This is a genomic window from Lentilactobacillus parafarraginis DSM 18390 = JCM 14109, from assembly GCF_001435895.1.
Taxonomy (GTDB): Bacteria; Bacillota; Bacilli; order Lactobacillales; family Lactobacillaceae; genus Lentilactobacillus; species Lentilactobacillus parafarraginis.
Genome location: NZ_AZFZ01000030.1, coordinates 18,955 through 33,890 on the forward strand (window position 1 = coordinate 18,955; position 14,936 = coordinate 33,890).

At 47.3% G+C, this 14,936-nt stretch carries 14 protein-coding genes; 9 read left to right on the top strand and 5 right to left on the bottom strand.

Annotated elements, in window-relative coordinates:
* Nucleotides 1-16: 16 nt before the first annotated feature.
* From FD47_RS08100 to FD47_RS08110, 3 genes are all read left to right on the top strand, one after another.
* Entirely contained in the window at nucleotides 17-511 is a 495-nt protein-coding gene (locus FD47_RS08100) for an NlpC/P60 family protein (RefSeq protein ID WP_008212683.1), read from the top strand.
* Nucleotides 512-724: 213 nt separating this feature from the next.
* Complete coding sequence (locus FD47_RS08105) at nucleotides 725-1,783, top strand: LLM class flavin-dependent oxidoreductase (protein ID WP_056980463.1); 1,059 nt, start codon at nucleotides 725-727, stop codon at nucleotides 1,781-1,783.
* Nucleotides 1,776-2,465 (top strand): NADPH-dependent F420 reductase, encoded by a 690-nt coding sequence (locus FD47_RS08110; RefSeq protein ID WP_056980465.1) that lies wholly within the window; start codon nucleotides 1,776-1,778, stop codon nucleotides 2,463-2,465. The genes FD47_RS08105 and FD47_RS08110 overlap by 8 nt, the downstream gene beginning before the upstream one ends.
* Nucleotides 2,466-2,546: 81 nt before the next feature.
* Here the strand turns inward: FD47_RS08110 and FD47_RS08115 are convergent, their stop codons facing one another.
* Entirely contained in the window at nucleotides 2,547-2,972 is a 426-nt protein-coding gene (locus FD47_RS08115; RefSeq protein ID WP_040537771.1) for an OsmC family protein, read from the bottom strand.
* A 200-nt stretch (nucleotides 2,973-3,172) separates the two neighbouring features.
* On the opposite strand from FD47_RS08115, the gene FD47_RS08120 reads away from it, so the two are divergent.
* Nucleotides 3,173-4,180 carry a LacI family DNA-binding transcriptional regulator gene (locus FD47_RS08120; RefSeq protein WP_225352861.1) on the top strand — a complete coding sequence of 336 codons (1,008 nt, stop codon included), beginning with the start codon at nucleotides 3,173-3,175 and terminating at the stop codon, nucleotides 4,178-4,180.
* A 106-nt stretch (nucleotides 4,181-4,286) separates the two neighbouring features.
* On the opposite strand, the gene FD47_RS08125 is transcribed toward FD47_RS08120, so the two are convergent.
* The gene (locus tag FD47_RS08125; protein WP_054734793.1) at nucleotides 4,287-6,485 is read right to left on the bottom strand and encodes an alpha-galactosidase; all 2,199 of its coding nucleotides are present in this window, start codon (nucleotides 6,483-6,485) and stop codon (nucleotides 4,287-4,289) included.
* Nucleotides 6,486-6,772: 287 nt separating this feature from the next.
* Here FD47_RS08125 and FD47_RS08130 point away from each other — a divergent pair, with 287 nt between their 5' ends.
* The 3 genes from FD47_RS08130 (at nucleotide 6,773) to FD47_RS15355 (ending at nucleotide 9,570) form a co-directional block, all read left to right on the top strand.
* The gene (locus FD47_RS08130) at nucleotides 6,773-7,975 is read left to right on the top strand and encodes an MFS transporter (RefSeq protein ID WP_056980466.1); all 1,203 of its coding nucleotides are present in this window, start codon (nucleotides 6,773-6,775) and stop codon (nucleotides 7,973-7,975) included.
* Nucleotides 7,976-8,187: 212 nt separating this feature from the next.
* On the top strand, nucleotides 8,188-9,375 hold the full coding sequence (locus FD47_RS08135) for an MDR family MFS transporter (RefSeq protein ID WP_191982193.1): 1,188 nt from the start codon (nucleotides 8,188-8,190) through the stop codon (nucleotides 9,373-9,375).
* Between the two features lie 27 nt (nucleotides 9,376-9,402).
* Nucleotides 9,403-9,570 carry a hypothetical protein gene (locus FD47_RS15355; protein WP_008212665.1) on the top strand — a complete coding sequence of 56 codons (168 nt, stop codon included), beginning with the start codon at nucleotides 9,403-9,405 and terminating at the stop codon, nucleotides 9,568-9,570.
* 86 nt (nucleotides 9,571-9,656) lie between these two features.
* Here the strand turns inward: FD47_RS15355 and FD47_RS08140 are convergent, their stop codons facing one another.
* Nucleotides 9,657-11,072, bottom strand: a complete 1,416-nt coding sequence (locus FD47_RS08140) for an APC family permease (RefSeq protein WP_056980469.1) — start codon at nucleotides 11,070-11,072, stop codon at nucleotides 9,657-9,659.
* Between the two features lie 141 nt (nucleotides 11,073-11,213).
* Between FD47_RS08140 and FD47_RS08145 the strand changes: the two genes are divergently transcribed.
* Entirely contained in the window at nucleotides 11,214-11,792 is a 579-nt protein-coding gene (locus FD47_RS08145; RefSeq protein WP_054734797.1) for a TMEM175 family protein, read from the top strand.
* Nucleotides 11,793-11,908: 116 nt separating this feature from the next.
* On the opposite strand, the gene FD47_RS08150 is transcribed toward FD47_RS08145, so the two are convergent.
* Nucleotides 11,909-13,255: a sensor histidine kinase gene (locus tag FD47_RS08150; RefSeq protein ID WP_056980472.1), complete on the bottom strand. Its 1,347-nt coding sequence runs from the start codon at nucleotides 13,253-13,255 to the stop codon at nucleotides 11,909-11,911.
* 160 nt (nucleotides 13,256-13,415) lie between these two features.
* Nucleotides 13,416-13,769: an iron-sulfur cluster biosynthesis family protein gene (locus tag FD47_RS08155; protein ID WP_054734799.1), complete on the bottom strand. Its 354-nt coding sequence runs from the start codon at nucleotides 13,767-13,769 to the stop codon at nucleotides 13,416-13,418.
* A 125-nt stretch (nucleotides 13,770-13,894) separates the two neighbouring features.
* Here FD47_RS08155 and FD47_RS08160 point away from each other — a divergent pair, with 125 nt between their 5' ends.
* The gene (locus FD47_RS08160) at nucleotides 13,895-14,854 is read left to right on the top strand and encodes an NADP-dependent oxidoreductase (protein ID WP_156319458.1); all 960 of its coding nucleotides are present in this window, start codon (nucleotides 13,895-13,897) and stop codon (nucleotides 14,852-14,854) included.
* The last annotated feature ends 82 nt before the right edge of the window (nucleotides 14,855-14,936 follow it).

Below are 14,936 nucleotides of genomic sequence, written 5' to 3' on the forward strand. Positions count from 1 at the left end.
GAGGGGAATTATTGTCTTGTCACATCGTCTTATCAAATCAGCCTTAAAACCATTCTTACTACTCGTTGCGCTCGTCAGCTTTAGCGTCACCGCCGTTTCATTTGCTCAACAGGCAAATGCCGACAGTTCTGACAAGCCTCAGTATTCAGCAGTTTACAAGGAAGCTAAGAAGCACCTTGGTACCAGCTACGTTTATGGCGCTACTGGTCCAACCCACTTCGATTGCTCCGGCTTCACAAAGTACGTTTACAAGAAGTCGATTGGTAAAGCAATCCCAAGAACTGCTCAGGCTCAGTACCGCGGCACTAAGAAAGTGTCAAAGAGCCACGTTAAAAAGGGTGATTTGGTCTACTTTGGTTCAAGCACATTCGGCATCTCGCATGTCGGCATGTACATTGGCAATGGCAAGATGATCGATTCCCAAAACCGGGGTGTCGTAACCGAAAAGGTTTACGCTCCTTGGTGGCACGTCGTTGGTTTTTCACGGCCGGCAACGTTGTCGTACGACTAAATAAATCATGTATCCCATAGCAGGATTTGGAATTAAACAAAATTCCGGATCCTGCTTTTGTTTTGGCCAAAACCAGCCTGCAGTCCCCAGCAAAGGATCTTCATACTAATCATTCTCATTCGTTGAATAGATTTCAGTTGCTTTTCCAGTTAATGTAGCATAAAATACTAATCATTAATTAGCTTATTAAAAGTAAGCACAAGGAGGAACAACATGGTCAACGTAGACAAACTAGAATTCGGAATTGAAACCTTTGGTGACATTGTTTCGGCGGAAGATGGCCATCTTTTAACCGCTGGGCAATCCATTCGCCAAATCGTTAAGGAAGGCGCCCTCGCTGACAAGTTAGGTATCGATGTTATTGGTGTTGGCGAACATCACCGGCCCGATTACAGTGTGTCGAGCCCGGAAATCGTCCTGGGGGCGATCGCCTCAGTCACTGAACACATTAAGTTAGCAACCGCCGTGACCGTGTTGTCATCCGACGATCCAGTTCGGGTTTACGAACGGTTTGCGACGCTGGAAGGCCTATCGGAAGGCCGCGCGCAGGTCATGCTGGGTCGCGGTTCATTTACCGAGTCATTCCCGCTATTCGGCTATGACCTGATTAACTATGATGATTTATTCGATGAAAAACTCGCCATGTTCGGCCAACTCTTAAAGGAGAAACCAATCACTTGGCATGGTGGCTTCACCCAGTCACTCAAGGATCAGGATGTTTACCCCAAGACCGATTACGATGGCTTGGAAACCTATATCGGCATTGGCGGGTCACCAGAATCGATTATTCGAGCAGCTAAGGGTGGTTATAAGGTCATCCTGGCGATCATTGGCGGTCAGGCTGATCGATTCAAGCCGTACCTCGACCTGTACAAAAAGGCCGCTGCGCAGTACGATATGCCGGCTTACCCGGTGGCCGTCCATTCTCACGGCTTTATTGCTGATGACGAAGATGAAGCCGTTGATGTTGCCTGGAAAAATATCAAAGCCAACTTCGACCGCATCGGCCTCACTCGTGGCTGGGCACCGATGAGCCGCGAACAGTTCGATGGCGAAACGCAATCCGGTTCCTTCTATGTTGGTAATCCGGAACACGTTGCCCAGCGAATTGCCCGCACGGTTAAATTTCTCGACCTGGGGCGCTTTGACTTAGTTTACGGCGCCGGCAACCAAACTGCTGCCCAGCGAGAACGGATGATTGAACTTTACGCGACGAAAGTCATCCCCCGCGTAAAGGAAATTCTGTCACAGGAGGCGGTCTCAAATGGCTAACATTAAAACTGTCGGCATCCTTGGCGCCGGCAAAGTCGGAATCGTGTTGGCCCAGTTGGCATTAAAGGCTGGCTATCACGTCCGCATTTCCGGCTCCGGATCGGTTCAAAAAATCGCGCTGACCATTGAAACATTGGTACCGGGGGCCACCGCTTCAACGAACCAGGGCGTTGTCAGCAAAAGCGACTTGATCATTTTAGCAATCCCCCTGAGTCGTTATAAGAACATTCACCCCAAATTATTGAAGGGTAAATTAGTCATCGACGCCATGAACTACTGGTGGGAAACCGATGGCATTCGTGAAGAAGTCCTTGATCCTAATTCGACTTCCAGTGAACAGGTTCAGCAGTATTTCAACAAGAGCACCCTGGTCAAGACGTTCAACCATATGGGCTACCACAACCTGCAGGAAGAGGCCAAACCGGCTGGCGCTGACAATCGTAAAGCATTGTTTGTGACCGGTGATAACCATGAAGCGGTTGATACCGTGGCAACATTTGTTGATACCATGGGCTTTGACACGGTCGTTCACTATCGCCTCGCCGATGGCATTATGACCGAACCGGGCAGTGAGTTGTTTGGCGCCAGTCTCACCAAGGATCAATTAGCAAACGTCATTGATCATTTTGATGAAACCGATTTTGGCAAAAGAATCAAAGCCGGCCAACAAGCTTCATCCTAGGCCAACAATGACAAACGGATCCAGCACACCTAATTGATGTGCTGGATCCGTTTATTTCTCAATCATTCAATTAATCTTATATTAAAGCGTAAATTTATCGACAACTTCGAATGTCACGTTTTCGTTAGCCTTCAAAAGTTTGGCAACTGGGCACTGATCAAGAGCTTCATCAACCATTTGCTGGCCCTGATCGTTGTCTAGCTTGTTGAAGAAGATTTGGGCCTGAACGATGAACTTGTAGCCCTTGGTATCCTTGACAATATCAACGCCGGTATGCACGATGCTGTCAGGCTCAATGTTATGCTGCCGCTCAACGATCCCAATCGTCGCATTAAAACAAGTGCTTAACGCAAAGCCGATAAATTGTTCTGGATTCGTTCCGGGACTGTTCAGCAGTGATGAACTGACACCAAGTGCCAATCCTTCATTACCGCGAACGTAACTTTGTCCGGTCAATCCATGTTCATTAATAACCTCTGTATGATAAAGTGATCCGTCTACAGCCATATTTAAAGAACCTCCCATTAATCAAACTTTCATATCCTAACAACTTCATCATATGTTATTTAGAAATGGAAGTCCATCAAACAGCCCCGCGATTTGGTAGCGCTTACTAAACAGTTATTGCCTTGCTGAATTTTTCACATTTATGCTAAACTTAATTGAAAACCTTCATGAACTTTTGCGCCCCAAAGGAAGTCGTAAATATGATTAGCATTCGCCAATTAGCTCGAATTGCCAACGTTTCGCCCGGGGTTGTTTCCCGAGTATTGAATGAGGACCCAACGCTTTCAGTTTCTGACGAGACTCGAAAACGGGTTCTGGCCTTAATTAAGCAATATAATTACCAACCGACTAAGCGCCAGGGTAAAAAGTGGATTAACTCCCTTTGCGTGATCACAACCCTAACTGAGGCTGAAGAGGTCACCGATGCCTACTTTCGCTTAATTTTGCAGGGCATCTCCGAAGCCGCTGCAGAAACGCATTTCAAGATCAAGACCATTTATCGGCTGCAGGATCATCCCACCATGAACGACATTCCCAAGTACGCCGGTCTCATCTTTGTCGGCGCGATTGAGAACAAGGTCGTCCAAGCTTTTCGGGATCAAAATGAACATTTAGTCCTAATTGATAATCAGGTCAACACCCTCGTTGCCAACCGGGTTGACCCCGATTTATCAAGCATGGCTAAAATGGCGTTTCAGTACTTCTTGAACCAGGGAATTAGAAACTTGGGCTTCATCGGCGGCCAACTATCCAGCGTTGGCGTTGACGGTAAAGTCACCCACCCAACCCAAGAAGTACGTCTGGATACTTTACACGCCTTAAGTGATGCCCAGGAAAACCTCGCATTTCATTCAAAAATGGGCCAGTGGACCCCTGAATTTGGATATGAGGCCGCCACATCATTGCTGAAGGAAAATCCCGACATTCGGGCCATTATTGCGGCTTCGGACCCAATTGCCCTTGGCGCCATCCGCAGTCTTCACGACCTGGGAATCGCGGTGCCGGAGCAAGTCCAAATCGTCGGCTTCGATGACCTCGACTATTCACGATACTTAGTGCCAAGGCTCAGTACGTTTCGAATTCCCACCAAAGAAATCGGGACCGAAGCGGTTCGAATCTTAGTTCGCGAATTAACTTCTGAATATACGGATATCCGGCAAGTGCGTTTGGCAGGGTCGCTGATCCACCGTGAAACAACTAAAAATTAAGCCCAGAAAATCATGCTTATCACACAGGAGGGGGTGAGACAATCAGTACTTTTGTCTCACCCCCTCCTCATCTATTTAAATCGGCCATTGTGAAATAACGTTGGCTTTAAATCTTTGTCAGTTCAAACTTCAAGCTTGTAAAGTCATGTTCTGGCTTAACCAGTGGGTAAAAGCCGATGGTCATCAATTCATCCCCCATTGCCTGCTGGTGACCGTTAATGGCGTATTTCGCGTCGGGATCCAATCCTTGGAGCTTCAACACTGTCAGTGGATAAGACGGCTCACTCATCATATTAAAGAACATAACCACCGCCCGGGATTGGTCGGCATTAACGAACATCCACGATCCCTGATTGGTATTAAATGGGCTGATTAACCGATAGAATTGGCCGAACTGGATCAACTCGCGGTTCTTTTTATACCAGTTATTTTCTTGAATGACCGTTTTAACTTCATCATCCGAAAGCGTCAGCGGATCCAATTCATATCCAGTATCGGCGGAGTTTGCCACCAGCGACCTGAAATGAATGTCAACATCGCGGCCAGTGTTGGGATTAGGCACTTTTGATACATGGGCCCCCATCGACACTGGCGGATAAACTAAACTAGTCCCATACTGAATTTTGACCCGCTCAACCGCATCGGTGTTGTCTGACGTCCAGTACTGCGGCATATAGTAAAGCATGCCGGCGTCAAACCGGCCGCCGCCACCAGAACAGCCTTCAAATAAGATATTGGGATAGCGCGTCGTTATCTTGGCCATGAAATCATAAACGCCGAGAATATAGCGATGAGCGGCCTCCCCCTGCTGATCTGCCGGGAGATCAATATTGTAAAGTTCGGTGATGTTCCGGTTCATATCCCATTTAACATAGTCAATCGTGGTGCTATCGAGGACGGCACACATTTGTTTAAAGACGTTGTCCCGAACTTCTTGCCGGCCAAAGTCAAGCACGTATTGATCCCGGGCAACGGATAGCGGCCGATTGGGGGTGTGAATCGCCCAATCCGGATGGGCGCGGTAAAGATCAGAATCTTTCGATACCATTTCAGGCTCAAACCATAAGCCGAATTTCATCCCTAATTGATGGGTTAAGTCAGAAATTGCCGTGAGTCCCCGCGGTAATTTCTTTTTGTTGACATACCAGTCACCAAGGGAGGTTGTATCGTCATTTCTGTGGCCGAACCAGCCGTCATCCAGCACAAATAATTCGATATCCAGATCAGCCGCTTTTTTCACGATTTTCTCTAACTTTGCCTCATCAAAGTCCATGTAGGTTGCTTCCCAATTATTGATGAGAATTGGCCGCGGCTTTTTGGCATACTTCGAGGTCATCACGTGGTCCAGAATCATATGATGGAATGAATGTGAAAGATCGTTGAGCCCCTGATCACTGAATGCCATCATCACTTCCGGGGACTGGAACTGATCGTTTGGTGCCAGCTTCCACGAAAAGTTAAAATCGTTAATCCCCATTTGAATGCGCAGCTGTTCAAACGGGTCCTTTTGGATGGTGCTCTTGTGGCTGCCGCTATAGATGAGATTGAATCCGTAAGCCGTTCCGGCATTTTCAGTGACGTTAGGCGAAACCAGGCCGAAAAATGGGCTTTGCATGTGCCCCGAGGAACTTCGCTTGGAATCCAACACCTTCGTTCCCGGATTAATGGCTTCAATCCGGATCTGGCGTTCTTCGGCGTAACGGCCCGGAAGCTGGAGCAACTGGTAACGATTTTTGGGGATATCAATGCTCATACTTGCAAGTCGTTTGACGAAAACATTGTCGGTACCATCATTTTGAAGCTGGGTACTGCGGACGATGGTGGCAGCGTCCGCAAAGATCGTGTAATGCAACTTAGCGGTTAGTTTGGCAACGTGATCAACCAGGGTAATCGTCAGAACCTTGGCGTCGGAAGAATCCGCATGGGTGCTTGGCAGTCCAGGTAAGACCTCCTTGCCATCGGTAATCTGATAGCCCGCGTATTCAAAGTTGGTGATGGTTGAGCCATTTGGCTGCTCAACGACAACGGCGGGTTCTCTAAAGTCGCCGGCGCCGAAACTGGGAAATTCTTGGGGAATCGTATTAAGCGAATAGTTGCGGTCGGTTGCGTCGCTGAAATTTGGCGAGAATGACCGGTCCAGGCGGGGATACTTCAACAGACCAGAATAGCTTTTGACGGCCTTGCCGAAATAATAGTGGGTGAGAACGTGGTGATCTTCAACGCCTAAAATATAACTCACTTTTGCGTTCGATAAATGAAAAATAGTTGTGTTATCAACGGTTGACACTTTGATTTGCAGATTCATAGGACGTTCCTCCGATATGGGTTAATTAAAGTAAACAGTAAACATATCTATACACTTAATTGTAAGCGCTTTTAGTGAAAAGTCAAGTCATTCGGTATCGCGCTTAATAATTTGGCCGTTAATTTTATTTGAACCATCTCTTCATACGGTATTAGCTAACCCTAATCCCACATTTTTTTACAAACACCCCTTGACGAACTGGTCATGTAAGCGTTATAAGTAAACGGTAAACAAAATAAGAAACCGGTTTCTAACATCGTTTCATAACTATCAGGGAGAGGTGCATCATGAGAAATAAGAATCGCTTTTTGAGTAAAGTTGCCGTTCTATCCGTATCACTTGTATTGACAAGCGCAGGTTCAATCAATGGCGCGCTGCCGTTAATTCAATCCGGGTTAAAAATCAGTAATACCGAAATGGAATTATTATCAACGGCCCCCGCGCTATCGGTGGTGGTCTTCGTTCTTCTTTCGGCGTTTTTCGCGGAAAAAATTGGTATTAAGCGAACCATCTCAATCGGTCTGTTGCTCGTCGGCGTTGCTGGTGGCGCGCCGTTAATTCTGAAAAATTATCCGATCATTTTAGCGAGCCGCTTCTTGCTGGGAGCAGGGTTTGGCCTGATCAATTCACTGGCGGTTTCGATCATTAACATGTTATTTGATGATGAAGTGGAAACAAAGGCAACCATGCAAGGATTCCGGGGAGCCGCTGAAAACGTTGGGAATGCCGTCCTCACCATTCTCGCGGGGTTATTACTAGCCGCCAATTGGCATATGTCCTTCGCCATTTACTTGATCGCATTTCCAATTTTAGCCGTCTTTTGGATCTTTGTCCCAGACGTTTCGATGACCGATGGTACCGATCATAAATCAGGAGAAGCTGCCGAACAGATCCACATTCCAGCCATGATTTGGGTGCTGGCCGGCTTCGCGCTGTTACTGGTCATGATGATGACCGGGCTCAGTGTCCGTTTTTCATCCATGGCGGTTGCCATTAAGGGGCCCAATTTTAACGCGTCCAATATTTTAGCGGCAATGCCAATTATCGGGATTATTACTGGGAGCTTTTTCGGCCTTCTAAATAAATGGACGGGGCGCGGATGCCTCTACATCGGCATTGGCCTCTTAATCTTGGCAAACCTATTAGTTGGCTTTTCCGGTGATAATTTTACCATGCTGCTAGTTGGCTATGTCATTAGCGGAATTCCCGGAAGCTTGGTCTTTCCGTTTATCTATAATTCGCTGAACCTTTACGTTTCCAAGAAGAGCATGGCCTTTGCCACCTCCTTAATCCTGATTGGCTGCAATCTTGGCGGCTTCCTATCCCCCTTCGGCATGAATCTGGCCCAAACATTATCCGGCTCATCGGCCCTTGGTGCGCCGTTCCCAGTGTTCACCGTCTTGTTATTGGGAATTGCGCTGGTCTTCTATCTTCAGGATCGTTCAATCTCAAAGAAAGCCGCCGTCAGCAGTTCACCTGTTAATAAATAAGCCGGTTAAATCCTTATCAGCTTCACACTTTTCATCCTCACCGAAAAGGTCGCAATGACGACGTTTGCCCATTTTGGCATCGCCCCGTCATTGCGACCTTTATTTAGACATCTCACCTGTCTAACGGCACCTACCACCCAGTTATCGCCTTGCTGAATTTTTGGCAACTATGCTAAACTGGAATGAAACCTGTTCATGAAGAGATGAGAACGATCGACAAACAAATCAATCTAAAATGGCTGCTTACTGGCGCCTTACTCAGCAGTATCGGAATGAGCTTTATCTGGCCATTAACCAGCGTCTATCTTCATGATCGCCTGGGAATCTCATTAACGACTGTTGGGGTTGTCCTGCTCTTCAATTCACTGGCCAGCATTCTGGGCAGTTACATCGGTGGCACGCTCTATGACAAGCGCAATCCCTATCATCTGATCATCATTGGCGTCTCAGTCGCCACCGCAACCCTGTTCACGTTGATTTTTTATCACGGGTGGCCAATATTTGGCATCCTCTTGTTTGTTAACGGACTGGCTTCGGGTTGGAACCTCACCATTGTTAATTCAATTGGCACTAGTATCAAATCCCTGGACGCCAGGTACGTCTTCAACATGCTGTACTTCGCTCAAAATCTCGGCGTTGTGATTGGCACGTCAATCGTCGGTTTTGTCTACAGCATCAGTATCACCCTATTATTCGTCATCGCCACCGGATTATTTGGGCTATTCGAATTAGTCGTGATTATGACGTACAAGCCGGCGGCCAACGTTCGGCGTCAATCTGGCAGCGGCGGTCGAGTCACCCAGAATCACCCCGCTTTGCCAAAGGTCAACACAATTATCCTGACCACATTCTTCGTTTCATTGCTAATTATATGGACGATGTATCAGCAGTGGGTTTCCAACCTCTCCGTGTATATGACCAGCTTGGGCATTCCGCTTAAAAACTACTCGTTTCTGTGGACAATCAACGCTGGATTAATCGTACTGATTCAACTGATTATCAACTGGATTGCCCGCCACCATGAGAACCTGATCGGCCAAATTTTATTTGGAATTGCAATGATCACAAGTTCGTTTATCATTCTAATTTTCGCCAAAACCTACCCGCTCTTTGTTGGCGCAATGATCGTCCTCACAATCGGCGAGGCCACCACCTTTCCAACCATCCCGGCGCTAGTGAATTCACTCACGCCAATTGAAACAAAGGGCCGCTACCAGGGGCTGATCAATGCCTGGTCATCGGCTGGCCGCGCCCTGGGACCGCTATTTGGCGGCATTATCATTGAAACCTGGTCGTACACCAGCCTGTTTATCATCGCATCACTTGCGATTAGCTTAACCTTAATTCTGATCACGCTGTTATGGTCGGTGAGCCAGCACCGGATCACGTTCTACCACTAATTATGATGTCACAGAAAGGAATCTCTCATGCGTTACCGTTACCTCCTGATCATGTTCGGCCTTGCCGTAATCATGTTTTTCATCGACGTCTATCTTTTTAACAAACCAAGCCTGATTTCAAAACTGGGCTGGATCATCTTCATGGGTTTGGAAGCCGTCTGTGGCTACAAATTGTTCGATGATGATCGCCACTAACCCACAAAGAGGCCCCAACGATTAGGAGTTACCACGTAATGGCAACCTTCGTAATCACTGGAGCCTCTTTTTAAGCATCATAATCCTTAAGCTTCGGTGCGATCCTTATTAATTTTACTATGCCACATGCCATAGCTAAAGTAGATGACCAGCCCGATTGCAAACCAGATACCGGACGCAATCCAGGTTTCTGCCTGCAGCTGTGACAGCATGAATAAGCACAGCAGCACAGAAACGATTGGCAGTACCGGATAAAACGGCACTTGGTAGCCATGGTTGTTTTGAATTTCCTTGTTATGCCGTAGCGGAATAATCCCGTAGGATACAAACAGAAAGGCAATCAACGTTCCGATGTTAACCAGGTTGGTTAACTGATCCAGCGGGACAAAACCACCCATGATCGCGATGATGACCGTCACAATCGTCAAACTATTGCGCGGGTTTCCCCGTTTATCAAGTTTACCCAAGAATTGCGGCAGCAAGCCGTCCCGACCGATTGAATAAATGAGTCGTGACGAACTATAAATCATGGTCACCATCATGGTGAACATTCCTGCCAGAGCCCCGATCGAAATGATCCCGGCAACCCAGTTTAATTGCACAAATTGAAGGGCAAACGCAACCGGATCGGCCACGTCTAATTTCGTGTAGGAAACCATTCCTGTTAGAACGATTGAAACGCCCACGTACAGGACCGTGGCAACAATCAACGTCCCAATAATCCCAATCGGCATGTTCTTCTTGGGATCCTTAACTTCGGCAGCTGAGCTGGAAACCGCGTCAAAGCCCAAGTAGGCAAAGAACACGGCCGCGGCCCCGCCAAAGACGCCGCCATGACCGCCAATCCAGCCGTAAGGTAAGAATGGGTGCCAGTTACTAGGCTTAACATAAAACAAGCCCACAACGATAAATAACAGAATAATGCCAATTTTAACAAACACGATCGTATTATTCACCCGGGTTGACGACCGCATCCCATAACTGAGCATCCAAGAAATCAGCAGCACAATAATAATGGCAATCACATTGCCGTAAGTACCGCCCGCCGGGTTGAACGGCCCGGAAATCGCGGTCGGAAAATTAATGTGGAATCCCTTAAGAAATGACTGGAAATACGCACCCCAGGCACTCGAAACCGCGGCAACCGCGAGGACGTATTCCAAGATGAGCGCCCAACCAAGGACCCAACCGATCACTTCACCGAAAACCAGGTTTCCGTATGAATAAGCACTCCCGGCAACTGGAAGCGCCGAAGCAAACTCGGCGTAACACATCGCCGAAGTCGAACAAACAATGGCAGCAACAATAAATGATAGAATGATCCCCGGGCCAGCCTTGGTGGCGGCAACCGTCCCTGGGAGAATGAAAATCCCAGTTCCAATAACCGCGCCAATTCCAAGCGAAATTAAATCGACCGCTGACATGGTTTTGATGAATTTCTTGTCAGTCTCTAAGTACCGATCCAATTTCTCCCGTTGAAAAATTCGTGAACCCAATGACATAAGCACGTTCCTCCAAGTAAATTAGCAATTCATTAGAATTATTATTCTATTTTAACTTTTAAGCGCATAAAAATCAATTTTAAGAGAAATTATTGTATGCTGGTAGTGAAATCTATTCGAGTAGAGGGGAAGTGTTCAATCATGAAAAAGGGCCGATTAGAGGCGTTTACCGATGCCATTATTCCCATTATTATGACCGTTCTGGTATTGGAATTAAAAACGCCGAGTGAATACTCTTGGAACGGCATATGGGAAATGCGGCGGGAGTTGTTGTCGTACGCCATTTCATTTTTCCTGTTGGCGATTGTTTGGGGGAACCATCACCACATGTTTCAGGTTGTTAAACGGATTAACGGTAGTGTCATTTGGGCCAACACGTTTCTGGTATTCTTTCTGTCGTTTATTCCGTTTGCCACCCAGATTGTTGATGAGGATCCGCAAAATCTGTTTGGGTCCCAACTTTATACGCTACTATTCATCTGTGTGAACCTCGCCTGGAATTTTCTGCGAATCGCGCTGCTGCGGGCCGATCCAAGCAATCGGGTGATGGTCGATTCACTGAAACGCGAACCAAAAAGTATTCTAACGTTGGGGGCCTTTATCATCGTCTTTCTGGTTTCGTTTGCCTGGCACGCGTTTGGCATCTTCGGCACGTTCATCGTCATGATGTTGTGGGTAATGCCCTACAAACAAATCGAAGACAGGCTCAAGGGTCTTTGATACTTACTTAAGTTTAAAAAACAATCGAAGCCCAGGTTTAATGAGAAGCTGACTGCCATCAGTTTTCTTCGTGAACCTGAGCTTCGATTGTTTTTTGGGAGCGCCAAAGCATGGCGTTATTTTTTTGTCGCCGCGCGTCGTCCCTGGCCGATTGGCACACTAATGACAAAGGTTGTTCCGTGAGGCAAATTATCCCGAACGTCGATTTTACCGTGATGCTGCTGAACAATGAACTTGGCGATTGCTAATCCTAATCCATTGCCGCCAGTCTTTGCGTTCCGGGACTGATCAACCCGGTAAAACCGCTCAAATATTTGTTTTTTATCCGCGTCCGGGATTCCCGGACCGCTGTCGCTTACTGAGACAATCAGCTTATTATAAGCCCGCTTGGTCGCCAATTTAATCAGCCCATCTTCCGGGGTGTACTTCAGGGCGTTATCCAGTAAGATGACCACTGCCTGATACATCAAGTCCGGATCAAAGGATGCTGTCCCAGTATCCAGCGTATCGATTTCCAAATGCTTATGGCGACTTTCAGCAAGCGGCTGATAGATATTCGTAATTTTATGCGTCCAGCTTTTTAGATCAACATTCTTAGGCTGAATCTGGACGATGTTGGCGTCTCCCCGTGACAACATCAGCAGCCGCTTAATGAGGGTCTGCATGTGGTTCACCTCATCGAGCGCGGTTGAAATGCTGACCGCTTCGTCCATAATTTGCCGCTTCGGTTTGGTGAGCAGGTACTCCATCTGATTTTGAATGACGGTAATCGGCGTTCGCAGCTCATGGGCGGCGTTGGCACTAAATTCTTTCTGTTTGCGCCAAGAAACCAATATCGGCCGCATGCTCATTCGCGAGAGCATGTAGGCAATTGCGATTGCCAGCGCCCAGAATATCAGCAGGGTCGTGGCCAATGACTTTTTGAAACTTTGAACGGCCAGCAGATCCGCATCAATATTCTGGAGAATCAGCACGTACTTTCCGGCATAGCTTGGATTGGCGCTGGTCTTGGGAACCTTAATCAGCAGGGTCATGAAGTAGTGGTTGGATTCCCGCGATCCAATCGACGTGGTAATCTCTAATCCTTTAACCTGATTAAGATTTCGTTTCACAAGTTTAATTCCTTGAAATGCCGCGAAGGCGCCCTGACCAATCATCCCTGAATTTTCAATCTGACCGCGGCTATTAAAAACCAGGGCGTTGGTCCGAAAGGTGGCATTATTGGTGGGCGGCGGCGTTGAGCGCGACTGATACTGATGAATATTGTCGCCGCCAACCTTTGCCCGCTTCTGACTGCGAAGAATCTCGGTCCGCTGCCCATACAAGCCGGTGTTAATGTTCTTATAGATTGATTCTCGAAATGACAGGTAAATAATTCCCCCAAGAATCGCAAACAGCGCGGTAAAACTCACCAACTCGTTGATGAAAAATTTTAGCCATTGTTTTTTTGTTGTATCCTGCACGTTTACTTTCCCCCGTTTTCAATGGCCGTTATCACACCTCTAATTATCAGATTAGTTTAGCAAGGCAAACTTAAACTAAGCTTAACGGGCGGACGGCGCGCTGACAAAAAATCCCGGGCCTCTATGAAAGGACCCGGGACTGAATTAAATTAACAAACCATCATGCTTCTTGCTTCGCCAAATCTTTAATGTCAACGCTGCTATCCAGAATGCCGCTTTCACCGGAAAGCACCAGCTGGTGGTTCTTAAAATCAAGTTTCATATTATTATCGAGATAAACCGCTGAATACCCCTTGAGCTGCCAATCGCTATGATTGGTTGCCAGGGTCTGTTCATAGTCGGGTGTCCGCGCGTCCTTAGCTACCGCAATGATGTCATAGCTGGTATCTAAGGAGCAGACGCCGACCTTTGAAAATGGCCCAACGCCATCATCAAAACTAAGAAGCAATCGACTGTCAGCGGGAACCGCTTCACGTAACTTTGCAAATGCCTGGTCAGTAATTGTTAATTTCATTTTTGACACCCCCGTTGCTATTAATCATACGCCAATGACTATTTTTGTCAATTAAATTGTGTACAATTATAATTCTTTTTTACAGGATTCCCGCTTTTCCGTTATAATGTGTGCGAGGTGATTACATGGTAAAAGCGAACATGATGACTGCCGTCGTGATTAACCAATACGGCGACGAGGACCAACTATCCAAGCAGGAAATGCCGATCCCAACCATTGCGGAGGACGAACTGCTTGTAAAAGTTGAGAGTATTGCGGTCAATCCAATTGATTGGAAGACTCGCCAGGGATTGCGCCAGGAGCGTTACCCCTTTGAATTTCCCATTATCTTAGGCCAGGAAATGGCAGGAACGGTTGTTAAAGTCGGTGCCAAGGTCACTGAATTTAACGTTGACGACGAAGTAATTGGTTATGGGACCCCAAGTAATCACGGGACCTACGCGCAATACTTCAAAATCAAGGCCGACCAGGTGGCCAAAAAGCCCAGCGCCATTTCATTTGAAGAGGCGGCCGGGCTTGGGCTTGCCGGCACAACTGCCTGGGAAGCCCTGTTTGACACCGGCAAATTAAAAGCTGGCCAAACCGTCTTAATTCTGGCTGGTTCGGGTGGTGTCGGGATGATGGCTGTTCAACTGGCGAAGAACGCCGGCGCCCACGTCATCAGCACGACGTCAACGGCAAACGTTGACTTCGTGAAGGATCTAGGGGCCGATGAGGTCATTGATTACAAGAAGACCGCCTTCTCCTCCGAAGTCAAAAACGTGGATTTAGTTTTTGATACCCTCGGCGGCGATAACCAGCGGGCCGCTTTCCAGGTCGTCAAGCCCGGCGGCCGCGTGATTTCAATCGTTGAAACCACCGCGCAAGCCGCCCAATTAAGTGATAAATTCAACGTGACGTTCGATAAGATAAACGCCCATCCGGATCAAAAAATTATCCGCGAACTGGCAGCCATGTTTGGTGCCGGTAAACTGACAGTTTGGGTAACGGCAACGTTGCCATTCACAGTCGACAATGTGAAAAAATTACACCGTCAGAGTGCGGCCGGCCACGTCGTTGGTAAACTCGTCTTAAATGTCAATTAGCTTAAAAATTTTATGAAAACAAAAAGAACCAACTGAACTTAATCAGCTGGTTCAGACTGAAGACAAAGTCCTCCAAATACGA

What these genes read in the sequence shown, in the direction of transcription:
- FD47_RS08105 (WP_056980463.1), top strand. Translation starts at nt 725, where the DNA reads ATGGTCAACGTAGACAAACTAGAATTCGGAATTGAAACCTTTGGTGAC.
- FD47_RS08110 (WP_056980465.1), top strand. Translation starts at nt 1,776, where the DNA reads ATGGCTAACATTAAAACTGTCGGCATCCTTGGCGCCGGCAAAGTCGGA.
- FD47_RS08115 (WP_040537771.1), bottom strand. Translation starts at nt 2,972, where the DNA reads ATGGCTGTAGACGGATCACTTTATCATACAGAGGTTATTAATGAACAT.
- FD47_RS08120 (WP_225352861.1), top strand. Translation starts at nt 3,173, where the DNA reads ATGATTAGCATTCGCCAATTAGCTCGAATTGCCAACGTTTCGCCCGGG.
- FD47_RS08125 (WP_054734793.1), bottom strand. Translation starts at nt 6,485, where the DNA reads ATGAATCTGCAAATCAAAGTGTCAACCGTTGATAACACAACTATTTTT.
- FD47_RS08130 (WP_056980466.1), top strand. Translation starts at nt 6,773, where the DNA reads ATGAGAAATAAGAATCGCTTTTTGAGTAAAGTTGCCGTTCTATCCGTA.
- FD47_RS15355 (WP_008212665.1), top strand. Translation starts at nt 9,403, where the DNA reads ATGCGTTACCGTTACCTCCTGATCATGTTCGGCCTTGCCGTAATCATG.
- FD47_RS08140 (WP_056980469.1), bottom strand. Translation starts at nt 11,072, where the DNA reads ATGTCATTGGGTTCACGAATTTTTCAACGGGAGAAATTGGATCGGTAC.
- FD47_RS08145 (WP_054734797.1), top strand. Translation starts at nt 11,214, where the DNA reads ATGAAAAAGGGCCGATTAGAGGCGTTTACCGATGCCATTATTCCCATT.
- FD47_RS08155 (WP_054734799.1), bottom strand. Translation starts at nt 13,769, where the DNA reads ATGAAATTAACAATTACTGACCAGGCATTTGCAAAGTTACGTGAAGCG.
- FD47_RS08160 (WP_156319458.1), top strand. Translation starts at nt 13,895, where the DNA reads ATGGTAAAAGCGAACATGATGACTGCCGTCGTGATTAACCAATACGGC.